Raw genomic sequence first — 23,215 nt, forward strand, 5'->3', positions numbered from 1 at the left:
ATCTTTTTTATTGGCTTGATTGTAAGAGTTCAGTTTTTGCTACCAATCTAACGAATTCAAGTTCAAGGTGTGATACCCGTTCGCTCCACTTTCAAAATTATTACTATTTCCTAAGTACGCTAACCCTTGTAAGATTGCCACGATGGTTTCATGAATGGTATCAAAATTTCCTTTACTAGATAAAATTATAAAAGACTTAATTTTATCAGTCTTTTTTTTAAAATATAGTGAATTTTTTGCGCTTTATATGTATAGTTGTTGTACAACATATAAGGGGAGGCGGCGCAATGGGGGATTTAAAAGTTTTAGAATGGAATGTCAATCAGTATTCATCAAGTAAAGATGTTCCAGAGTACGTTATTAATGAAATTGTTAGAAAAAATCCTGATATTATTGTTTTAGTTGAATTTAAAGGTATAAACAATGCTAAATTGATGGAAGAAAATCTTTTAGATTATTATGTTACTTACTATTAGTAGTGGAGGAGAGTAGTTAGTGAGTACTAGAGAACAAGCAATTTTATATTGGCTTTTAATTTTATTATTTCTTATTATTGTATTTGGAAGGAAAAACAATCTGCTGGATTCTTTAAAAGATGTTGTTAAATATACGGTAGAATTTTTATTAAATCCTATTGCTGTAGTAATGATTGCATTTAATTTAATTTACATTGTTACAATTTATTATTTTGTATATAAAGATAACTTGCAAGTTTCTTTATGGTATATAAAAGACTACTTAATTGTTTTATTTTTTTCAGTATTTCCAATTGTTGAGTATTTGAAGATATTGAAATTTAGTGAACTAATTCATGAGAAAAAAACTGAATTGTTCAGTTTAGCTACAATTCCTCTTTTCATAAATTCAACGTATACTTTATCTGTTGTTTGGGAAATGGTGTTAGTGTTTATTGTAACGATTCTTTCTGTTTTTATAGCAATTGCAAATCAAAAAGAAGATACGAAAATTGTTTCTAAGTTTTTTAATTTTTTCTTGGTAAGTATAGGTTTGTTTATGATATATACGTCACTAGTTCAATTTTTTGAAAATATGAATGATGTTTTTTCGTTAGATTTTTGGCTTTCCTTTGGAATAGAACCTTTGGTTTGGATGTTAAATATTCCTGTAATTTATTTAGCAAGAGAAATGATTTACATCGAAAAAAAAGTTATCTTCAGCGACCATAAAAATAGAGTATGTGCTTATTTTAAATATTGGTTTCAAACGCTAATGAAAAAAATAAAACTTAGAAAATATAAGAATATTTGTCCTAGTCCATCTAGTTGTATAGAAGAAGCAAGGGAACTATCCGCTATCGGAGGGAACCGTATTTATATTAAGTTAAATATAGAAGATATATCAAATAAGATTTTAATAGCTATTGTTAGTGATGCTATATTAGGACGAAATAAATATACTGGTATAATTAACCAAAGAGAGAAGTATCCTAACGTAGTAGAAATAAGAAATGAGAATAACGAATTGTATGCATTTTGGCAAGATTCATTTATAACTCCCGCATACCGAGATAATAGAATAGATGAAATGAAAATTATTGAGTTGATAGAAGGAATCAAGTTAGTTCAGAAATAAAAGTTTATTGGTTGTAAAATGGTTGCAAAACATAGGGAAAAGAGCCTAGAACCCTTATAAATAAAGGTTTCTAGGCTCTTTTCTGTCATTCCCACTCAACTGTAGAATGGAAATGAAAAACTCTATATATCAATGTTTAAAGTACATTCCCTACCGTTTTGGCGGGGAATTGGCGGAACTTATTTTTTATTGCTTGATTACCTGAAAAATTAATTGCTGTTTGTGAAGCTGTCTTTATTTCGATATTACCAGTCATTTCTTGTGCAATAACCTCGTCAATACCAGACCACATATGTGAATAATGTTTTAATGTAATTTCTGGACTAGAATGTCCCATACGTTTTGATAAAATTAGTACAGATACATTAAACTCATTAATTAGATATGATGCATGAGAGTGACGTAATCCTTTAGCTTGAATAGATTGTACATTAGCCAATTTAGCGTAACGTTTGATAATATTTGCAATAGTAGATTTAATCATTGGACAACCATCATAACTAAAAATGAAATCATGTATTCCCATGTTCTCTTGTCTTTTTTTCCAAATCGCTAATACTTCTAATGTGTCATCATCTAATGTAATCATTCTTTTCCCATCAAGTGTTTTTGTATAATTTTTTCGTTCCCATACTTCTTTTCGTTCTATAATCAACATATGGTGAACTTGTAGACGTTTGTTTTTAAAATCAATATTTTCCCACCATAGTGCAGTACCTTCGTTAACACGAACACCCGTCATAAAGTAAACCCACAACATAACGAAACATAAATGTTCATAAAAGTCATCCAAACAAATTGTTGCAATAACTTTTTCAAAATCCGTCTTTGTCCAAAAAGAAACATTGGATTTTCCTTTTGCTATTGCTTTGACTTTCTTTGATATGTTCAGTTCTAAATATTGCATATCAACAGCCATCTCTAAGCTTTTACGAAACATTCCAAAAACTAGTGATGCATAAGATTGTGAATAGCCTGCTCCATCTTCTGAAAGTAACCAAGTTCGATAGTTCTGTACATCCTCAATTGTAATAGAACGAAGAGGTAACAGGGAAAAACGATCTCGAATATTTTCGAGTGTTTTTTCTCGAACACTGAAAGTGCTTTTTTCTACATCTGTTTTATAAGCAGGTATATATACCTTGTCCATAAATTGTCCATAAGTCATATTATAGTTAGCATAACCATTTGTAGAGAGGCAATCATTTTTTATTCTAATTAATTCTTTGTAGGTTTGTATAGCGGTTGTGAATTTCTTGCCTTGTTGATTTTTACGCCCTTTTTTTCTAAGACGTTTCCCTGTGATACGATCAATTCCTAGTTCTGCTTCATAATAAAATTGTCCATTATTATCTACATACACTCCAGCATATTTTGTTTTAGCCATTAGAAACTTCCTCCATTACTAGTTCACAACCTAGAATAGATTCAACAGTTTCTTTGGGTACACGACCTAATCGTTTATTATTATAAAAAGGATACCCTTGTTGTACCATAATTTGCTTAGCTTGTCTAATGATTTTTATAGAAGTATATTTAGGATAGCCAAGTCCCATTAAATCATTTTTTGTCAACGTATCTTGAATAAAGAATCTCCTCCATTATTACGAGTCACCTTTTAACTAGGTTAGCTTCTATCAAACTGCTTAGTCAAAGCACATAGGGATTTCACCTCTCACCAGTTTACAGTGAGCTTTACAGAAGTATCATTATATCTTTAATTTGTCTTCGCTGAAAAAATTGACTAAATAATTTCTCACAGAAAATGTTTTTTCGCTCCTTCAAAAAGAAATTATGGCGACATTTTTTGATATGCTCAAAATTAAAGATTTTGTGTTTGATAGTGTAGTATTCAATTTTCAAAGAACGCTGTGCAGAGTTTTTAAGACTCTTATTAAGTAAACATCCAAAATTTCATTTTTATGAAACCAATAATGACAAAAAAATAGAATCTATAAGATTTTTATCTCATAGATTCTAAATAGCACTATTCTAAAAGCGATTAATATCAAATTTTCTAACAGCTTGTATGAATCTCTCTGATAAGCATTGATAACAATCTTCATCGATAATTCCACGATTTCGTGATAGTTTTTTTAAAAGCTTATCGAATTGAAGTACCAACTTCGACATTGCTTCCTCATCCCCATTTTTAGCTTGTTCAATTAGCCTATATAAATCATTCATTCCTTACCCCCGAGTGAATACAGTCTAAGTATCTTTGTTCTCATAACTATGTTTTACTTTGTCGAATATTTTTCTTTTCTGTTTTGAAACAGCTTGACTAGATATTCTTAATTTTTCACCAATTTTTTTATCAGATATTACTGCGACAAATTTATGATAAAGGATATATTTTTCCTTCAAATTTAATTTTGATATGGCGTTTGAAAGCGATTCGTTATCAATATATTCTTCCATATTTGTATACTCTGAAATGCTATCGAGTAGATGAACTTTTTCATACTCAATATTTTCTAGCAACTGTTCATCATACACATATTGTAGGTTTCTATGCGCATTTCGCAGATACTTCATTTTTTCATTAATTAATGTTTTATTGATGTAAGCGATAAATGAATAAGCAATTTCCGTTTCTCTAGTCATTAAGTACAACTTTACTTTTATATTGCCAATAACCTCGATAAACTTTTTCAACCTGCATAGAATGTTTATTTAGCTTTGGAAGAATATTATTAGTGAGATTTGTGTAACTCGTGACAATCTGATACTCATTCTCTAAAATTCCAAAAATCTTTTTAGAATGAAGGGGTATACCTTCTTTTTTTAAGATTTCAATGATATACATAGAAATACGTTCATAAATTTGATGATTTGCTTGTTCCTTTTGTTTAGGGTAAGAAATAATTTTACTTTTGCATTGCGATAAAATTACTTCGTTATTTACAACTACTTCTTCTCCCTTTATTTTTTCTAATCTTATTTTCAAATCAAAATATTGTTCATTTAAGATTCTTCTTTCTCTTACAATTTCTTTCATAAGGTCATAAATTATTCTTTTTTCTTCTGTATAGTTCATTTTTATCATCCCCTTTAACTATAAATATCCATAAATGAATTGTATATGAAACCATATTCCAAAAAAATATGTTTTCTATGTTTTTAATTAACAATTGTTTATGTTAATTAAAAATGATAAAATTAATTTAATGTTATATAAATTAATAAACAAATTTTTGTGTTTTAAGTATAGAATTCACCTTCAATCGTTACTTTAACATTAATGTTAATTCATACTAATTTAAACTTGAAAAAGGAGAGATAAAGATGACAGAGATTAGTTCTAATAAAGCTACTGTTTTAAACCATACAAATAGTTTAGTTGAAAAAAAAGATATACTTAGGGAAACAACCAGTATCGTTTCATTTTCTTCTCAAACTAATTTAACAGCACAAAAAGATATGATAGATGCCTTTGGTGATGCCTTACAGTATATAGATAACTACTGTTCGTACTTAGAAAAAGATATTGAAAATATACTAAAAACAGCAAATTTATTTGAAGAAACAGATGAATTTATTGAGCATAGGTTTGAGGAGTTGCAGTAATGGATACATTAAAACATTTAAGTAACAAAATTCAAGATTTAGAAGATAAGCAAAGTAAATTAAGAAGAAAAAAAGAGCATTTAGACGAAGTTGAATATGAAGGACGCATGATTGATCAAAAATGTGACTCTTTTTTTGACGAATTAGCACATTTTTGGCAAGGTGACACATCGAAAAACTTTTTACAACATTCAAGTGATAGGACTTTTGATAGGGTTAGAAAATTACAAGCAGATACTCTCCAACAGATAGAAGAGAATGTATTTGAAGAGAAAAAGATTAGAGAAGACATTAATAGGGCAGAAAAGCTCTATCACCAAGAAAAAAATAAAGAAGGTGACTCAAGTTGGGATTAAAAATTGATATGTCAGAAATGCTTCTCCAAATACAAATAATGAACGATATTTTGAAAAGCAAACGTGGACGAATGCAGGTGATGTTGTATCCTATTGAAACCTTTGTGAATGATACAGAACTCCAAGGGCGTTCTTATCGAACAGCAAAAGAATACTTTCAAATGATACATATCCCCTTGTTAAGAGGATTGATAAGAGCTATGGAAGAGATTACAGAATCTAATCAACAATTTATTAGCCGATTTTATGGGCAGGTAGATGGCTCTCCATTTACTAAAATAGATACGGATAAATTAGAAGAATTAACTACTCGAGCATTGGAAATTAATAAAATATTTATGGATGCATTTACGAGTGTACTTCCTGCTCAAAACGGTACACCAGAACTTGCTAGTGAGCTGATTGATATCAATCATATGACTAATTGTATTCAACGCTTGTATGGTTTTGAGTCAGGTAACATGAATTTATATCAAACAGCAAGAATATTATTGGAAAATGTAAAAAAAGGATTAGACCACATGAATAAGGGACATTGGGATGTCGAAATGAATGCTTTTATTTCTCCAAAAGCGAGTAATAGAGAATGGGCAAATGCTTTAAATAAAGATTGGGAAGTTGAAAAAGAAACATCTAAAGTGGAGTTGTATGTAAATCAATTTGGAATGACCAAAGAACAAGCTCAGCAATTAATTGAATTTGAAAAGAGATTTGAGAAATATTTTGACAAGGTGGGATGGTCACAAGAACGTAAAAATTTAGAATTTGTTAAGATACTTGCTTCTGCCCAATACGGATCACGTGGTGGGATTAATCAAACATTATGGGAAATTTCAGCTGGAGTATATAACACTGATGAATTAATGGAACAACTTCAATTAATTGGGTACACAAAAGAAGATGCTGCATATTTTATTTCAGACATAATACAGAAAATTTATGATAGTAACCAGCTAAATAATGATTACGTCCATTTAGTAGGTAGTTTAGCAGTCATATTAAATAAATCAACGTTACAACAACTTGGTTCAACAGGTAGCGCCCCAGATTCAATGTTACAAGGATATTATAAAGAATTGGCCACTCAATCAGGCGATATTGCGTCTGGCAGTCTTTCAAGAGAGGATATACGTGCAGATATTGATGCTTTAGTTATCTCAGAATACTTACGAGTTAATCCATCCCAAAATATAATCGACGTCACTCATGAATATTATTTGAATATTGAAAGCAATAAAATAAATCGTGCTGAAGAATTGCTAAAAATTTATGGGAATGGTGATATTGAATTAGGTTATCAAATAATGTGGCAGTCAGCAATATATGGTAGTCTCACTCCTGGTGGTTATCTCCTAGCATGGAAGGATAAGAATAAGGATATAAGCGATGATGTTCATCAATTTTTAGAACACTTTAATAATGAATTGAATGGAATTAAACAATAAAGGAGAACTAGTTATGAAAAAAAAGATATTCTTAGTCCTATTAAGTACAATCATATTAACTTCAAGTTATTGGTATATTCAAGCTAAAAACAAAGAACAATTTTTTTTTGAAAGTCATAAAAATAATGAAAATATCATCACGCAATCAGTGTATTTTTTTATGAATTATGGAGATACAAGTACAGATATACTAGATGAAATGAACATAACATATAAAAAAAATGTTTGGGATGGAGATATTGAGGTTCTTCATTTAACCAATGAAGAATATAACTATACTTTCTATATCAGTTCATTGAGAAACAAGCCTAGATTATCCTTGGAAATTCAAGTCGCAAGTTCTCAAAAATCAGTTACTGTATGGATTGAAAATAATGGTCAAATAGAACATGTTTATTCAGATAAAAATCCCACAGATGAAGAAATTGAAAAATATCAAGAAATACTCATGCAAGAATATACAAAGCTGCTAGACTCAGTATATGATAGACGCTAATTAGATAATCATTGGATAACTTGCTTACAAATGAGTAATGAATAGTTTTGATTTCTTATTGACTATTCACCCCTTTTTTATTAAACTTAGAGAGTAGGATAGAATTTAAAAAACTTCATATATTTATTGGCACTTTATATTTGGCTGCAACCAAATTATAAGGCTTGTAGAATACCAAGATTGCTCATACAAGTTGCCAACAATACCAACTAATTTCTTTGGTTTTATTTGATTGTGCCTGATTTTGTGGAGCATGTTATATATAAATTAAGGGTGTTTGGGTATTTGTTGACGATATTGGGTAAGCTTCCAATATCGTTTTTTTGTTTTCTGTCCTATAAACTTAATTAGAAATGAATACAAAATAAAAAAGGCACTTCACAATTTGGCTGCAACCAAAATTGTGAAGCCCTGAATAGACAGCCAAGACTGACTAGACAAGTTGCCCATAGGTAATACCGAAGCACTACCTTATAATATTGTACATAATTTCTGTAGAAATTTCTAGTCTTACAGAGAAATTTCTCATAAATAAGACAATAAAGGTCTTATTTCGTTGAATCTATTGAAGCACTAATAGTGAAGTTTTGACTATTACTGCTTTTTTATTTGTATTCTTTCTAATAATTAGATAAGGAGGTAAACTTAGATGAGCATTTCAGAATTAGAAATGGATGCAATGTTTAGATTTGAATTTCAATCAAAACTTGGAAATCTTTTAAAGAATGATAAGGACTTTATGTATTTAAAAGGTATTTGTCAATTAGCTAACGTGGAACTAGAAAAAAATTCTGATGAAGTAACAGCTGATGATGTCGATTTTGTTAACACAAGTCTTTTGGAAAGAGCATTTTATTTGGCTTTTAAAGAAGGTTTCGAAGCGTCAGAAAAATACTTCCCTAAGAATTCCAGTGTTTAATAAACTATCAGCTAAGAGGTGTTGATATGACATTCTTAGAAGTAGATTTAACTTTATTTTCAAAAAAGGTCCAATGGTTTTATATCCTCGAAAACAACTCCTATTGTATTTGATTTTAACTATTAAATAAATAGACTACAAATAGAGATAGCTGTATGTATCTTTATTTGTAGTCTGTATATTATTCTACAATCATCCAGTTTTCAAATTTTTGCAATTCTAAATCGAATTGTGAGATTTGATAGGCTTTTGTTTGTTGATTAAGATATTTTACTGATAGTTGAACGGATATATTTTCGTTCTTTTCTTTTGTATAAACAGGGTTGAGTATTTCTATAAAAAGATACTCTTTCTCAATTGGTTTTAACACACTATTACTTACATAATAGGAAAGTTCCTCTTTGCTAGCTACAGTATAAATCTTAAAAAAAGTTTCTAAAAATGAGTCAATTTCTTTTATGGTAGTTGCTTCAATTGTATTATCAGTAGTTTGATTAGCTAATTGATAGGAAGATTTAGTAGGGTGGCTACTAACAGTTGGATTCTTTGTAATGACCATATTCTGTTCATTATCTACATATACAGTAAGTGTGTAGACAGATTCTATAGTTTGTTTGTTATTTTGTTCAGTAATTACCTGAGAAACTGAGAATAGAACATCAAAGTTATGATTGTCTAATTGTTTAATCTCCCAGAACTGAATAGATCCAACGATAGAACTTGTTGGAATATCCGTTCTTATTGTATCAGCATTTAATAATTGTAATTCATCTGTTAAATAGCCTTCTAAACTTTCAGTTCTATTTTTTAAAGCATCTGGTTGATGCTCCCATGAATAAAACAGTTGAATAAAATTTTTAGAAAAGCTTTGTATTTTACTTGTATCAACAATTCTTTGCTCAATCACTTCTTTTTCATGAACTGTATGCATATCTATAGCTGTAAAATTCTTATAGATTGCAAATAATAAGCTACTAGCAAGTAACACCCACAGTAATGTAGTAGTCTTTTTATGTGTTCCTACTTTAATAGTTGGAACTTTTTTTTGTTTTATAACTTTTTCTTTTCGTTCAATTTTAATTTTCATAGATAAATTCCCTTCTTAATCTTAGTCGTTCATAATACGTCCTGCACCAATTAAATGCTCTTGCCAATAGCTATTTGTAAGGTCAGCATAGCCGATGGGGTCGCCTGCATGATACATTTTATTGTTTCCTACATAAATTCCTACATGAGTCACATAATCTATCGTGTTGTATGTGGAATGGAAGAAAACTAAATCACCTGCTTTAGCTTGTTCCAAAGAAATGTGTTGTGTAGCTTCATACTGTGCTTGCGCAATCCGTGGAAGATTTATTCCTGCTTTTCCATATGTCCACTGTGTTAATCCGCTACAATCGAATGATGTTTCCGGACTTGCGCCACCAAAAACATATCGCCAACCTTGATACTTCAATGCTTCATTCATAATAATCTGCATGGTTTCATCATCAAATTGAGTAACTGTTAAATATTGAGAAACCAACTTCACATAAAATTGGTTTCCATAGTTATATCTCCAACCACCATTTATTGGAATTGCAATTGGATTCGGATAGTCTACTTTTTGTCCCTTGGCTATCTCCTTGGAAAAGCTTTCTGCTAGCTCATAAGAGTATTGCTTTCCATGGGTAGCGATATAGTTTAAAAAGCCACCACCGAAGTTATAAGACTGAATAACTGAATCAATATCACAATCATTGGCAAGAGAGGTGGTTAAAAGTTCTGAAAAATATTTACAACCTTGCTCAATAGATTGCTCTGTAGAAATACTGTTTGGTGCCAATCCTAACGACTCACTACTTTGCATGACATCTTGTCCTTGTCCTTTAGATTCAACTTGCATGATGGCTAATATATAGTTGACATAGTCTTCAATTCCATATTTTTTACAGTATTTTTCTACTGTAGCTTGATGTGCAATAACTTCTTCGGAAAGATTCATTTCACTTAAGTTTGTATCTGGATTAGAAGAACTTTTTTCGTCATTATCATCTGCAAAGAGAATCGTTGAAAAAATCAACAAATTAAATAGAATAAGAAAGATACTACTAACAGCAATAATGATTTTTATTTTTAGCAACTTCATTTTCTTTGACCTCTAGTATTTTTCCTAACTGTATTCCGTCGATTGAACTTCTTATTATTAGGTGATTTAGTTATTTGCTTACGTGATTGCTGTTTATTTCTATTTTTTTCAGGAGTGACTCGTTTTTGTCCAACTGAATTTCGATTCTGTTTTTTATTGATACGCTCAGTACTCTTATTCTTAGCATGAGTACGATATTTAGGAGTTGAATTTGTAATTTTCTTATGACTAATTTTTTTAGAATCTTGTTTTTTAGGATAAATTGACCGTTTATTTTGACTGTTAGATGAGTTTGTTGTATTCAACCTTTTTTGTGTTTCTCTTGATTTTTTTGGTTTTTGTCCTATTTTCTTAGATATAATCGGTGCTTTTGGTTTGGCTGACTGTGTTTTATTCTTCTGTTTTGGATTCTTGGATGTCGGAGTGGCACCCTTCTTTTTAGGTTTCTTGGCTCCATTAGTCTTTTTAGATGACCGACGACCTAGTTTCCTTTGTATTTTTCTCGTTTGGCGTTGCATCAACATACGTGGTTTACGCATCATTCGTTTTCCAATTGTTTGAGAATCGCTACTTTGCAAGGCAAACATACTCATTAAATCACCTAATTTAAAATAGATGCCTACAAATGTTACTATCTGTAAAAAAGCAGTCATGAAAAAAGGCGAACTGGAAGACAACGAATAAAGCATCGTTGAAATGCTGAATGCAATTGTAATAATCAACGTGATTCCTGCACGGGTCATAATAACATTGAAAAGCTTTATGACAGCTCGTTTACTGGTACTATTGAATGTTGGAATCATGCTAAGCAAAAAGCTAACAGGCAAGAACATGGCATAGATAATAAAGAGAACTTGAGAAAATATCATAATACCTGTTAGTAAGAAAATAAAGACTGATATCCCAATGTTGAATAGAAATAAAAAGAAAACAATCCCTAAACGATTAATGGTTTTAGTAATCGTTAAGTTACTATTTTCCTTATTTTCAATTTCATCTTTTATGATGTTTTCCCTATCTGTACCGTTGTTAGTGTAGGGGCTAGTTGCAACCAGTCCTTCAACTCGTTCTGCTCCAATATTTTCTACATTAGAATCACCAAATTGAAGCAAAAGCCATGGTTGCTTAATTTGAATAGAAAATAAACTATCTCTTATTAAATCTACACTATCTCTTCCCTTTGATTCTGAATCAGGTAAAATAATTTTTGTACCAACATCTAAGCTTGCTTGACTAATATCAGAAGAAAATTCATTAATCTTTATAATATAGTCTGGAGCATAGGCAATAAAAGAAGCAGAAAGAATAAAAACTACGAAAAAATTTGTTATTGCTTGAATCGCTTTAGTTGTCTCTCTTTTTAGTAAGCCTACATAAGTTACATAAATTCCTAGAACGAGTATCAAAATGAGTAAAAATCCAACATAAAATCCCGAGGTAGAAAATCCTGTTGAGTTTACACCTGCAATCGTTTGTATATTTTTGCCAACCGCATCCGCTGTTTGAGAAATAAAATCTAGCTTGTAAGCTTCTTGAATTAAATAGCCTGTAGCATTAGAAAGATAAAGCGAGATAATCCAAATGAAGTTAGTAATGGCGTATAAACCATACATAACAGATTTGCCAATGCCATCCCCCCAGTTCCAAGGCAACCATCCCCAAGAATTGTCTACATAGAAATCTAATTGATAATTTTCAAGTGCATATTTTGAATAGTCATTATTAGCATTTATTGTATCGTCAACTAGTCCCATAGCATGAGTAACACTACCTAATAGGATTAAGCTAATCAATACAAAAACAACGATAAATAGAATAGTGAACGCTATTTTTTTAATTGTCCATTTTGGAGGTGAATTCATTTAATCCTCCTCTTTTCTTAGTGGTGGTCTAGTATCAAACGCATGCAAGAGTTCTTCAAAAATAGGATGAAATTGTACAACGCCAACTCTTCCATAAATATCCGACATTAAGCATTGTCCATTTTCTAAATTTCGTAATCGCTTTTGATTTTCTTCGTCTTCTTTATCAATACCAAAAAAATTAAGAGTTTTCTTAATTTCGTTAATATCGGTAGAACGAAATGCAAATTTCAAACCTAGATTATTTTTTAGCTTTTCATCTAGTAAATCATCAGTGTTTTGGGTAACAAAATAGACTCCCGCATTCATTGCTCGCCCTGCACGAACTAATTTCATTGAAAGAGTCTTACCTTGAGCAACTTGTAGAAAGCTCCATGCTTCATCTAAATCTACAATTTTAAAGATAGAACGGTCTGAATGAATAAAATCAAGTGCAAAAGTACTAATCACAATCAACATAGAAACACTGAGCAATTCCATTGTTGTGTACTCTTCAAAGCTAGTTTCTGCATCAGGTAGTACCAAATCTGCTACTTGAATAATATTCAATTGTTTTTCTAGGTTAATAGACTGTTTAACGGAGCCATCACTAAATAAAAGATGTGCAAAATCATAATCAGTAAATGATTCGATATGGTCTGCAATGTGGTGACTAATCGTTGTATTTTCTTTTCGCAATTCATCAATAACCAAGAATAATCCACGAGTTGCTCGTTGTGTTACTTGCCTAATCGCTTTACGTAAAACTGGGAATTTATCCCCATCTCGTGAGGAAATACCTGTCAAAAAAGTTAAAATGTCAATAGCCAAACTTTCTGAATCTTTAGGGTCTTTTAGTATGACATAAGGGTCAAGTAACCCTTTGTTTTTAACGTCACTAGTTAAGTTCACAATGTTAATTTCGTGAGCAATATCAGGCAAAGTTTCTTTCCAATTTCCACGTTCTGCCTTTGGGTCAACAATAACTGCTTGCCCACCAAAAAGTACCGCATAATAAACAAGCATATTATTAGAAAAAGATTTACCGCCCCCCAAGGAACCAATAAAGGCAGATGCTAAAGCATTCGTTACAGAGCCTTTCACACCTTGACTGGCTAAACTAGGTTTTAGATAAACATTTTGACCAGTGTCAACATTATAGCCAATATAGATACCTTCTTTTTCCCCAATTGCTTGAGTTGCACCAAATCCAAGACTAGCTAGAAAATCAGAAGTTACATACTGAATGTAGTCATTAATATAACGTTTAGACGCAGGGATAAATTCACCATGCAACCCAAGCATATCCCCAAATGGACGAACAAGCTTAATAGATAAATCATCGTAAAAATCTTTGACTTCATTACAACGTTGACTCAATTCTTCAAAACTAGAGGCAGATATACGAATGACATAACTTAATTTATACATGGCTTCTTTGTTACTGTCCAAATTACTTTCTAATTCATTGACAGAATCTAAAGCGTCTACTACATTAGAGCTTGTTTCATTGTCACTATTCCACGCGTGATTGTCTAAATCTTTAAGTTCTTTTTTCTTATTACGAATTGTGGATAAAGCTTTTTTATTGGCAACTATTTCCACGTTCATTGAAGTAGATATAGGAAAATCAAATTGTTGTTGTTGGTAATAAAAAATCTCACTAGATGGAAAATCTAGTTCGCCCACAATAGAGTTAATCGTGAAGTAGGCGACATATGTCACCTGATCTTCATGCTTGATTTTGAGATATCTTTGTTTCTCTTCAATTAAGCATCGTGTTGGTTTTAAAATATCGTACCGCTTTACCAATGTTTCCTTCGTTAGTTTTTTTGTTTCTAAATGATATTCATAGTCTTCATATGCGGTGCCTGTTTGACCATAAATATGTTCAATGATATAGCCAAAATCATTCTTATTTAATTTACGGATTTTAAAGCGTCTGGAAATTTTATTTTCTAAAAGTTTTTCCATTTTTGAAAACCGTTCAATTTCTGTATTGCTCATAGAAACAAAATCACCCATTAATTTATGATTAACTCCATTAAGAAAATCTTGTAAAGCATTCATAATCTCTTGACTAATATGTTTAACAGTAACTTCCTGTTCATTTAATAAAAGTTTAAAGCCAATAAAAAAGCGATAGTCTATTTGATTGTCACCAATCATATCAACTAACGCTTCTGTTTGTTCATCTATTTTTTTATAGGCAATGTTTTTTAAATCACCAGTTACTTCTTTCTTAGAACGTTCATGGATAGCTTTAATACTTGTTTCAGTACTAATTTGTAAAGCGTGAATTTTTCCGTTAAGATTTTGAGCAACTAATTGACGAAAATTATCATGAACTTGAAGTTTTTCATCATCACTTAAAAAATTATAATTGTATGGAATCAATTCATAATAAGCAAAACATTCATTGTCTTGATTAAACACTAAATTATTTTCAATATATTTAATCGGGTAGGACATAGATTTCACTCCTAACAATTGTGATAGATTCATGGAGATTTTGAGTTCTTAATTTCACAGTTTTGTAAGCATAGGTTGTTTTCGGTCTAAAAAAATAAGTGAGAACTGATTTTAAAAAACCTAATGGCTTTTTCCCATCAAATGTTTTTTGTGACATAAACCATGTAAAAGCGATTGGGATTCCAAAATATTTTAAAAATGCACCATTAATAAAAGACAATGGAGGGATATTGCCAAAGGTGATAATCACTAAAATAGATACAACAAACCATGTCATTTGTGTAAATGTGATAGGGAAGGGGAGTTGAACATCATTGATAGCATAAATGACTTTTTCAACTGACCAAATACTTGTGTAACTTCTAATTTTTTTCATTTCAACCTCACATTCTAAAAAAAGAAGCTGATATTATTCAGCTTCTCCTCCATATTGTTTGTTAAATTCTTTTTCACTCATGTATTCAAAAACCTTTTCTTTATACAGCAAACTGTAAGGTCTACAAATGTTCATTTGTTTACCCTCGCTAAAGTAATGTGCAACAATTATTTCTTTCCGAATATTTGTAATACAGCATAGCTCATTGTCTATCTTAACAATCAAACATTCTTTATTCGTGATATGCTTCTTTAAACCTACAATAAATACACTTATAACAGATATGAAAGAAATTACCAACATTACACCAAATATAATTTGTGAAACAATGTCTTTAGATTGTAGAAGTTGATAGCCTAGCGTACATACAGCAAATATACCAATAAAAAGAATACCTAAAAAATTTTTGAAATAGATATCATCTCCGAAAAAAAGAGATTTTCTGATGCTTATAGTCAATGTTATTGAAACACATGAAAGCATAAAGAATAGTGTTGCTCCAGAAAATATCATTTGAAAAAGTTGTGTACTCATTTTTTATCCTCCATAAATTACAGTTTTTTTAATAATACATGTAATTATAAAGGATGTAAATACAATAGTTGCTTAATTAATCAACAATATTCAAAAATACCATTAGACGTTTCTAAAAAATTACCACTAATAGAAAGGTCACGTCCAAAAGCATCATAATCAATATAGTTTTGGAGTTGACTAGGGATTTCTCCTAAGCTACCAACTTCTTCAACATAATACCTAGCTACATCTGCCATGGAGTCACAATCTGAATAACAGATAATATCATCCGCATGCTCAATTAAATCTTCCAGACTACTAAACCAATAATTTTGAATTTCATTTAAATTATTATAAATTGATGTTCCTTCTATTTCTTGAATTAACGCACACAGATGGTTAATTTCATCTATAGAAGTAAATTCTTTAATATCAAAAGGTAATTCATAATCATGAATTGCATACTCCTCATAGATATCATTTATGCCAATACGCTCTTTCACATCATCAAAATCAATAGGTGGAGTAAACCATGCACCCACTAACTCACCCTCATTATATTTACCAAGATTAGCAATGTAAACCTTCATATCCATATTTTCACCTCTTAAGCGCCAATAATCTTATTAAAAATACTTAACAATACATCTTTTACGCCACTTGCATTAAAAACAAGTCCAACTGCGATTAAAGCAACAATTAAAAAGCCGATAAGCTTTGAAAATTCACGCTTAAAGCCTAAAAAAATTCCAATAATAACAATTGCCATCAAAACCAATGATTGGGCATTAGATAGAAACCAGTTATATAAGTTTTGTCCAAAGTTCATAGAATTATTCCCTTTCTTTTAACATCCAATATGCATTTCTATTTTTCATATAAAGTGATACTCTTTTTATTAATTGCGAAGCATCTAACATTTCTCCATAAACAGTTACTTTGTTAGGAAAACGAGGATAAAATGTTTGTTTATAAAAGTCGTACTTGTAAAATCCATCACTAGCTTGAAGGTTTATCTCTACAATCAACATAGTATATTTTCCCGTATCTTGTATATAAAGTTGACCTTCAATACCACAGAAAAAGCCTAATTTATCTAAAATCTGTGTGAACTTACTCATAGAATAATATCCTTTATGGGTACCGATAATTGTTCTATTAACTTTTCATGTCGTTCTGTGAGTTCAGCTCCATGAATCATGTTATCAACAATCTTAGTTTGATTTAATGAATCTAACAATTGGGCAACTTTTAAAGTAGGTGCTACCTGCCTGCGTAACCAATTTAAAGTTTTCTCAAAAGTATAAGGCTCTGGTTGGGTAGTTAGACGCAATGCACCACGATTAGAACCAATAAACCATAACCATTTTTCATTTGTTTTCCAATCTGAACGACGCTTGGTTTTATCTTTATCTACAAAACGCAAGTAACGATTAATAATATCGAAGGTAGTTTGTTCAACATTATTATGAGTAAGCAGGTCATCAATAGCATGACTAGCTCGCTCATTTTTCAATCGAATTTCAAATCGATTTTTAACTACAGCTTCTTCTATAGGAATGTTGTTCTTAACATATTGCTCATAGTCTTTTTCATAAATGCAAAAATAAATTTCACTTTTAAGCGAACCTAAGTAAAGAGTATTCCCTCTATTAGGTTTTTCATTACTATGAACAAGCTCTCCTGAACGATAATTTTTGAAACTACGAAAGACAGATATACACTCTTCTTGTTTGCATTTACGAGCTAGTTCAGGAATATCTAAGATACCAACTTTATCATTAATAGCTAAGTCTACACGTTTAAATACAGCCTTTTCTTCTCGGCAGATACGAAAGAAGTCATACCAACTACGATGTTGCGCAAGTAGAAAATTTTCAAATTGACGACAACCTTTACCTTTTAGTTCTAATAAAATTCCCTTCATATCATCATAAGAAGTCATAACAACGATATCTCCAAAACGATAATGTTCTTGATATCCATAAAAAGCAAAGTCTTCATGAAGCATATAGTCTATGTCTACCCGTAAAATAGATTCAATGACACGCTGAACATCACTCGTAGGAAACCGAATACGAACATAATCAAATAGCATTTCTAAAGGATTATCAGGATTAAATAAGGTTAAAGCACTTAGCAATCTTTCTTTAACTTGTTGCGTAGGACTTACTTTTCCATTTTCAATATCACTTAAATAAGGTCTAGTGATATTAGCAGAGAGAGCAAGCTTATTTTGAGAAAGACCATAAGCCATTCTTTTTGTTTTAAGCTCTTTCATCCAAGAACTTTCATCATTCAAATATATCCCTCCAATAAAAAAAGCAGATGTAAACTTTTAGTAGCTAGTTTACATCTGCTTAAATTTATTTAAATACTGACAACGCCTGTGTTTGTAATGTGATAATAACTGTTTCCAGTCGCATTTGTGCCCCCCTGTTAGATAATGGGGGGCTGTGATTAAGTGGCGTGGCTAACGCCACACCACAAGCTAGTCTGAACCTGTGGCTTTCACTTCGTACGCCTCAGGATCAGCCTGCTGTATGATTTTTATGCGTTCTAAAAAATCATATTTTTTAGGGACAAGTGGCGTATAAAACTCACTAATCACACTTGTTCCAACATCAATATAGCCACGCCCTTTAATTGGTTTCAAGAAGAAATCTTTATCATTTTCACCAAACATCATGTTATAACCTACCTCGGACATCCTTCCAAGAGCAACACGAAAGTTAAAATTATCACGAATACCATCACCTAGATGTTTAGCATCGGGTCTTTGACAAGCAAGAATCAAGAAGAAACCTGACTGACGTCCAAGCATGACAACTTGCTTTAATTTACTCATAACCTCAATACTTTCACGTCCAATCATTTCCATAAATGAGGTATATTCATCAAAAACTAAAAAGTTGGCAGGTAAGTTAAGGTACGCATAGTTTTCCCCTGTTTTGTAACCTTCCATTAGCTTCATGGCTTCATTTCGTGCCATCATATCTTCATAAAATTGATTCAAGCAGGCAATCATATCTTCTTTTTTGTAATAGACATTGGGCATGACTGCTTCGAGGTCTGCTAAATCAGCATTTTTTGGGTCAAGTATATAAATGTTTGCATTGTTTTTTAAGAGCGCCTCAATAATGGTTAAGATAAAATAGGTTTTTCCACTACCAGTTCCACCTGCTACTAACATATGCGGTAAAGTGTCATAAGACCAATAAAGATTATCCATCAATCTTAATGTTCTATTTGTAGCTTGGACATCAGTAATATGAATACGACTAGCAATAGTATCATATAAGAGGACATATTCTACATAGGATTCTTTTAAAATCTTATCTGTTAATTCACAATACAGTCCCGTTTCTAATTTCTTTTCTAACCTTAAAAGTTGGTCTTGGTGCTTGCCCATATTTATCTCTACATGAATATGAATCAATCCATTTTTCATATAATAATAGATTTTAGGGAAATGAGTTATTTTATCTTTCGTCTTCTTGCTTCCAACATCTTTGAAAAAGCTTTCTGACTGAGCCTGTTCAGATTCATACCATCCATTTTCTAACACCATCCGTGCTAGTTTTTGACGATGAAATAATTTTTTCACATGGTCAATACGATAATAAGAATAGCACCAAACAACAATTAGACAAACAAAAAAAGCAGTGATAAGACTGCTTATTAAATAGGGGATATTCAACTGTATAGTGTGATTGAGTAAATGAGCATTTTTCCAATCAATAGCCATTAATTTCTTACTGTAAAACAACAAAACAATGAATAAATAAATAGGCGATAGACAGGTTAGGATAAATTGACGTACAAGATTAGTATCTCTTATTTTGATACGTTTTCCTCGGTAAATAAATAGTGACTTCATGTATCACCTCTTAAAATTTATTTTGGTTTTGAATTATTTGAATGGCTAGCAGTTGGAGCTTCTACTTTTTTATCTTTCAACACAATATCATCAGCTTTAATATACCAATCAACATCAGCACCTTGATAAGTTGCAGAAGCTACTGTATTTGCTACAGGATTAACTAATTCCACTTCTGTATTATAATCCAATTCTTTTAAAGCAACAGATGCAGGGATACTTACTTGAATCATTCGACCTTGGCCTTTTGATTTTAGGTCATAGGTACGTTCTTTAATATTATTTGATGCTGTTCCATCTTCATTTTGAATGCGAATCTCACGGCGTAAAGCAGAGAACTTTAATACGCCAAATGTTGCCTCTTTTTCAATAACAATACCTTCTGCTAATCTCATTATTTTTTACCCTCCACTTTGATAATATCGTCTGCATGCATCACATAATTTGTGAATCCTCGTGTTCCAATTTTATATCCTTCTGCGGTAATCTTAGGATTAACTAGCTGTACGTTATCTTCAACTTCAAATATCTTTTCCCCTGATTCAGCAGGTAAAATAACTACAATATCATCTGCACGCTGGATAGTAGAATACAGATTGTAACTGCGGGAAATGACTACCATCTTCCCATTAAGTCTTCGTTGTTCTACTTTCCCTTCGCCTGCGAATTCTAGTTGTCCAAATGTTTTTTCCATATTTGGAATAATATGTTTTAGCTCCATAGTTGATACCTCATACTTTCTTTTTAGTAGAATAAATTTTAAAACAAGGACTAGAAAACTTCATTTTCTGATCTTTGTCTATTTCATTTTTTTGTAACGTTTGATTCCTAACATGGCTACTGCACTCACACACAATAATGCACCAATCGCATATAAAACAAAATTATTTGTTTCACCAGTGTGAGGCAATTTGTCTTCTTTTATTTTCTCATTTGTCATTTCGCATTTAACAACCTTTCCGTCTTCTTTAATTTCAAATTGCATTGGTGTTTCATCTAATTCGTAACCTTGTGGTGCTTCATATTCTTGAAAGAAATAAATACCTTTAGGTAGATTTTCAAAAGTAAAGATACCATTCTCATCAGTTATTCCTTCAATGATTGTTTTCTTTTCATTATCAAGAATTTTCACTTTTGTATTAGGTAACAACTTCCCAGTTGAAACGTCTTTTTTTGTAAGTTCTACATTACCTGTAATAAGCGAGTTATTCAAATTTAATAAGATAGAATCATTATTTTGCGTTTCTCCAAGAAGGATGTCTTTAGTATCAAAGATTTGAATACCTTCTTTAGTTGACTCAATGCGGAAGAGAGAATCTAAAAGTACATGGGCATTTGATGAAGTAGATTTTTCCTTCAAGAAAAAAGTACCCACTGGAATATTTGAGAAATTTCCAATTCCATCAGCATCAATTGTTACTTCTTGTAAGATTTTACTTTCTTTATCTTCAAGTGTGAAAATAGCACCTGTACCTAATGCACTGAAATCAAAGCTATAACCTTGTAACTCTTTTAAAGTAGCCGTTTCATTTAACTTTTTAATATGAAACTCATTAAAATGGAGCTTATTTAGAATAGGAGTTTCTGTTTCAATTTCGTCATAAATATTGATTTCTTTGATAGCATTGTTATCTTCTGCTGTAAAATCAAACTCATATTTAGTAAGGTCAAGTTTATGATTAACCCCAGAATCAAGCTCCATGAAATAGTAGTTACCTTCGGGGTATTGTAGATTATCAATAGTCAAGATACCATCAGCAACTGTTTCAATAGCTAAAAGAGAATCTTGAGGTATTTTAGTATCAGTAAAAGTCTGTTCTTCGCTACTAAATAGACCAAACACCTTGTCCTTAGATTTTATAGTTACAACAAGTGGTTCATTGTCCTTCCAACCAGTCACTATTTCTTCATCTTTATACAAATTCAATGTTAGTGTTTGAAATTCGTTAGTAGCAGAAAGTGACTCTGAAACTAGTTCAACGGTCTGTCCTTGATAGGTGAATTCAAAGGGAATAGGAGTGTTATCTACAATAAATCCAGCAGGTGCAGATTTTTCTATAGCTTCATACTTTCCAAGGTAGAGTAGTGGCATATCAACAATATTACCAACATCATCCGTTACTACGGTAGCAACGATGTCGCCTTTTGTAGCATGTAGTATACTCCCAAGATAGATATCTTCAGCAACTTGAATATCATACGTTACACCCCCAAGAGCTAGATAATCAAATTTAAATTGATAAAGGTCACCATACTCAGAAAGAGATTTTTCAATACCTACTACTTTTTTACCAGTCTTAGCAAGTGAGAGTTGACCCCTTTGTGGTTTATTATTTAAAATAACTTGAACCGTTTGATTTGGTTCAACAGTAATTTCTTGAGTCAAATTACTATTCACATAGCCATCAGAAGCTTGTATCTCGCTAATTTTCACTTTTGTACCAGCTTTTAAATCACTGACTGTAGCTAGTCCATTCGTATCTGTCTTAAGCTCCTTTTCTACACCGTTATACTCAAACTTTAAAAGAGTGTCTGCAATAGGAGCATTGGTATCACTATCTAATTTTTGAACTTGAACATTTCCGTTCAGATTTACATTTACATTCACATTGAACGTACTATCTGCAGATACTTTAAATGTAGCTACCTTTTGTTCGCTAGGCTTTGTATAAACAAAACTTTGTCCAATATCATCAGCATGAAGTAAACTGAATTGAACCGTTCCGCTTTCTTTAGAATCCTTTGTTGCTGTTAGTTTCAATTGATTGCCATTTTTTTCCACTATCAAGTTTGCAGTATTGCTTAATTGATTTACATATTTTGAAAGTACGCCATTAGTATCATTTAATGTGATAGAATCACCTACATTTAAAGTGACAGTTTGATTGTTAAAAGTTGGTTTGATACTATGGTTATTGACTTGTGTTACTATCTCATCTTTTCTCTTATCGAAATCAGGCAGAGTTGTTGACACTAAGGTATCACCCAATTCTTGCCAGATAATAGCTTGTGTAATACCGTAATTTTCAATTGTGGGGTTTACTTGGTATCCATAATAAGAAATCAATGAAAGTCGTTCTTTTTCTGCAATGGACAATTCAGATGGGGTAAACCCAGTACCACCGTTTAAGCCAACTCCATGTTCAATACAAAAAGCAGGTTGATTATCAGCAGTAATAGCAAGGATTCCATAATCTGTCCAATGAACACCATTTACATACCATATAGAAATATGATTAGTTACTCTATCATAATTCACGGTTGCTGCTAATGTAGTGATGGGGGTAATAAAAAAAGCAACTAGAACTGTTAATAAACCTAACAGTGTAGTTGCTTTGTATCTTAATTTATTCATTTATTTTTCTCCTTCTCGAATTAATAGTTTTTAGTTCCTATTGATTGTGTAGGGCTTCGATTTTTTATTTCCATAAATCAACTCCAAAAAGCTCCTTGTTTTAAAATAAGGAGCATAATCATTAAACTATTCGTCTTACTAAACAAAAAAGAGATTCTACTATAGTTAGTAGAATCTCTATAAACAATATATCCAATTACTCTTGGCGGAATTTTGGCGGAGAATGTAATCATTTTTTATTGTTTTATCCATTTTATATACCACTAGA

Annotated in this window: 25 protein-coding genes and 1 pseudogene; 7 read left to right on the plus strand and 19 right to left on the minus strand. The window is 31.3% G+C overall.

The window, feature by feature from the left end; genetic code table 11:
- The first annotated feature begins 287 nt into the window (after positions 1-287).
- Positions 288-476, plus strand: coding sequence for an endonuclease/exonuclease/phosphatase family protein (locus BR43_RS13475; protein WP_034562803.1), 189 nt, complete (start codon positions 288-290; stop codon positions 474-476).
- Between the two features lie 19 nt (positions 477-495).
- Positions 496-1,593: a hypothetical protein gene (locus BR43_RS13480; RefSeq protein WP_034562805.1), complete on the plus strand. Its 1,098-nt coding sequence runs from the start codon at positions 496-498 to the stop codon at positions 1,591-1,593.
- Between the two features lie 136 nt (positions 1,594-1,729).
- On the opposite strand, the gene BR43_RS13485 is transcribed toward BR43_RS13480, so the two are convergent.
- The 5 genes from BR43_RS13485 to BR43_RS13505 form a co-directional block, all read right to left on the minus strand.
- On the minus strand, positions 1,730-2,980 hold the full coding sequence (locus BR43_RS13485; protein WP_034562807.1) for a tyrosine-type recombinase/integrase: 1,251 nt from the start codon (positions 2,978-2,980) through the stop codon (positions 1,730-1,732).
- Entirely contained in the window at positions 2,973-3,167 is a 195-nt protein-coding gene (locus BR43_RS13490; RefSeq protein WP_034562809.1) for a DUF3173 domain-containing protein, read from the minus strand. Before BR43_RS13490 ends, BR43_RS13485 begins: the two co-directional genes overlap by 8 nt.
- Before the next feature lie 418 nt (positions 3,168-3,585).
- Positions 3,586-3,780, minus strand: coding sequence for a helix-turn-helix domain-containing protein (locus tag BR43_RS13495; protein ID WP_034562811.1), 195 nt, complete (start codon positions 3,778-3,780; stop codon positions 3,586-3,588).
- Between the two features lie 24 nt (positions 3,781-3,804).
- Entirely contained in the window at positions 3,805-4,200 is a 396-nt protein-coding gene (locus BR43_RS13500) for a sigma-70 RNA polymerase sigma factor region 4 domain-containing protein (RefSeq protein WP_034562812.1), read from the minus strand.
- On the minus strand, positions 4,193-4,633 hold the full coding sequence (locus BR43_RS13505) for a hypothetical protein (protein WP_034562813.1): 441 nt from the start codon (positions 4,631-4,633) through the stop codon (positions 4,193-4,195). The genes BR43_RS13500 and BR43_RS13505 overlap by 8 nt, the downstream gene beginning before the upstream one ends.
- A gap of 248 nt (positions 4,634-4,881) precedes the next feature.
- Here BR43_RS13505 and BR43_RS13510 point away from each other — a divergent pair, with 248 nt between their 5' ends.
- The 5 genes from BR43_RS13510 to BR43_RS13530 all read left to right on the plus strand — a co-directional run bounded on the left by BR43_RS13510 (position 4,882) and on the right by BR43_RS13530 (position 8,379).
- On the plus strand, positions 4,882-5,163 hold the full coding sequence (locus BR43_RS13510; protein WP_034562816.1) for a TIGR04197 family type VII secretion effector: 282 nt from the start codon (positions 4,882-4,884) through the stop codon (positions 5,161-5,163).
- Positions 5,163-5,519, plus strand: coding sequence for a hypothetical protein (locus BR43_RS13515; protein ID WP_034562818.1), 357 nt, complete (start codon positions 5,163-5,165; stop codon positions 5,517-5,519). The genes BR43_RS13510 and BR43_RS13515 overlap by 1 nt, the downstream gene beginning before the upstream one ends.
- An 8-nt stretch (positions 5,520-5,527) precedes the next feature.
- Positions 5,528-6,964: a T7SS effector LXG polymorphic toxin gene (locus BR43_RS13520; RefSeq protein ID WP_157464041.1), complete on the plus strand. Its 1,437-nt coding sequence runs from the start codon at positions 5,528-5,530 to the stop codon at positions 6,962-6,964.
- Positions 6,965-6,977: 13 nt separating this feature from the next.
- The gene (locus BR43_RS13525; RefSeq protein WP_034562822.1) at positions 6,978-7,460 is read left to right on the plus strand and encodes a hypothetical protein; all 483 of its coding nucleotides are present in this window, start codon (positions 6,978-6,980) and stop codon (positions 7,458-7,460) included.
- Between the two features lie 649 nt (positions 7,461-8,109).
- Entirely contained in the window at positions 8,110-8,379 is a 270-nt protein-coding gene (locus BR43_RS13530; RefSeq protein WP_034562824.1) for a hypothetical protein, read from the plus strand.
- Between the two features lie 181 nt (positions 8,380-8,560).
- On the opposite strand, the gene BR43_RS13535 is transcribed toward BR43_RS13530, so the two are convergent.
- From BR43_RS13535 to BR43_RS13600, 14 genes and pseudogenes are all read right to left on the minus strand, one after another.
- On the minus strand, positions 8,561-9,466 hold the full coding sequence (locus BR43_RS13535; RefSeq protein ID WP_034562826.1) for a conjugal transfer protein: 906 nt from the start codon (positions 9,464-9,466) through the stop codon (positions 8,561-8,563).
- Between the two features lie 21 nt (positions 9,467-9,487).
- Positions 9,488-10,507 (minus strand): bifunctional lytic transglycosylase/C40 family peptidase, encoded by a 1,020-nt coding sequence (locus BR43_RS13540; RefSeq protein ID WP_034562828.1) that lies wholly within the window; start codon positions 10,505-10,507, stop codon positions 9,488-9,490.
- Positions 10,508-10,767: 260 nt separating this feature from the next.
- Positions 10,768-12,369: pseudogene (locus tag BR43_RS13545) on the minus strand (CD3337/EF1877 family mobilome membrane protein); the annotation flags it as partial.
- The gene (tcpF, locus tag BR43_RS13550) at positions 12,370-14,820 is read right to left on the minus strand and encodes a conjugal transfer ATPase TcpF (protein ID WP_034562830.1); all 2,451 of its coding nucleotides are present in this window, start codon (positions 14,818-14,820) and stop codon (positions 12,370-12,372) included.
- Positions 14,804-15,196 (minus strand): conjugal transfer protein, encoded by a 393-nt coding sequence (locus tag BR43_RS13555; RefSeq protein ID WP_034562832.1) that lies wholly within the window; start codon positions 15,194-15,196, stop codon positions 14,804-14,806. Before BR43_RS13555 ends, tcpF begins: the two co-directional genes overlap by 17 nt.
- A 33-nt stretch (positions 15,197-15,229) precedes the next feature.
- Entirely contained in the window at positions 15,230-15,730 is a 501-nt protein-coding gene (locus tag BR43_RS13560) for a hypothetical protein (protein ID WP_034562834.1), read from the minus strand.
- 80 nt (positions 15,731-15,810) lie between these two features.
- Entirely contained in the window at positions 15,811-16,308 is a 498-nt protein-coding gene (locus BR43_RS13565; RefSeq protein ID WP_034562836.1) for an antirestriction protein ArdA, read from the minus strand.
- Between the two features lie 11 nt (positions 16,309-16,319).
- Positions 16,320-16,541, minus strand: coding sequence for a hypothetical protein (locus BR43_RS13570; RefSeq protein WP_034562838.1), 222 nt, complete (start codon positions 16,539-16,541; stop codon positions 16,320-16,322).
- A 4-nt stretch (positions 16,542-16,545) separates the two neighbouring features.
- A complete protein-coding gene (locus BR43_RS13575; protein WP_034562840.1) occupies positions 16,546-16,833 on the minus strand; it encodes a hypothetical protein in 288 nt (95 codons plus the stop codon).
- Entirely contained in the window at positions 16,830-18,029 is a 1,200-nt protein-coding gene (gene mobT / locus BR43_RS13580) for a MobT family relaxase (protein ID WP_211252956.1), read from the minus strand. Before mobT ends, BR43_RS13575 begins: the two co-directional genes overlap by 4 nt.
- 174 nt (positions 18,030-18,203) lie before the next feature.
- Positions 18,204-19,592, minus strand: coding sequence for an FtsK/SpoIIIE domain-containing protein (locus BR43_RS13585; RefSeq protein ID WP_034562845.1), 1,389 nt, complete (start codon positions 19,590-19,592; stop codon positions 18,204-18,206).
- A gap of 17 nt (positions 19,593-19,609) precedes the next feature.
- Positions 19,610-19,990, minus strand: a complete 381-nt coding sequence (locus BR43_RS13590; RefSeq protein ID WP_342668060.1) for a YdcP family protein — start codon at positions 19,988-19,990, stop codon at positions 19,610-19,612.
- Positions 19,987-20,313, minus strand: a complete 327-nt coding sequence (locus tag BR43_RS13595) for a YdcP family protein (RefSeq protein WP_034562849.1) — start codon at positions 20,311-20,313, stop codon at positions 19,987-19,989. The genes BR43_RS13590 and BR43_RS13595 overlap by 4 nt, the downstream gene beginning before the upstream one ends.
- A gap of 78 nt (positions 20,314-20,391) precedes the next feature.
- Entirely contained in the window at positions 20,392-22,947 is a 2,556-nt protein-coding gene (locus BR43_RS13600) for a SpaA isopeptide-forming pilin-related protein (RefSeq protein WP_034562851.1), read from the minus strand.
- Positions 22,948-23,215: the final 268 nt, after the last annotated feature.

The organism is Carnobacterium gallinarum DSM 4847, assembly GCF_000744375.1.
In the GTDB taxonomy this organism is placed as follows: domain Bacteria; phylum Bacillota; class Bacilli; order Lactobacillales; family Carnobacteriaceae; genus Carnobacterium; species Carnobacterium gallinarum.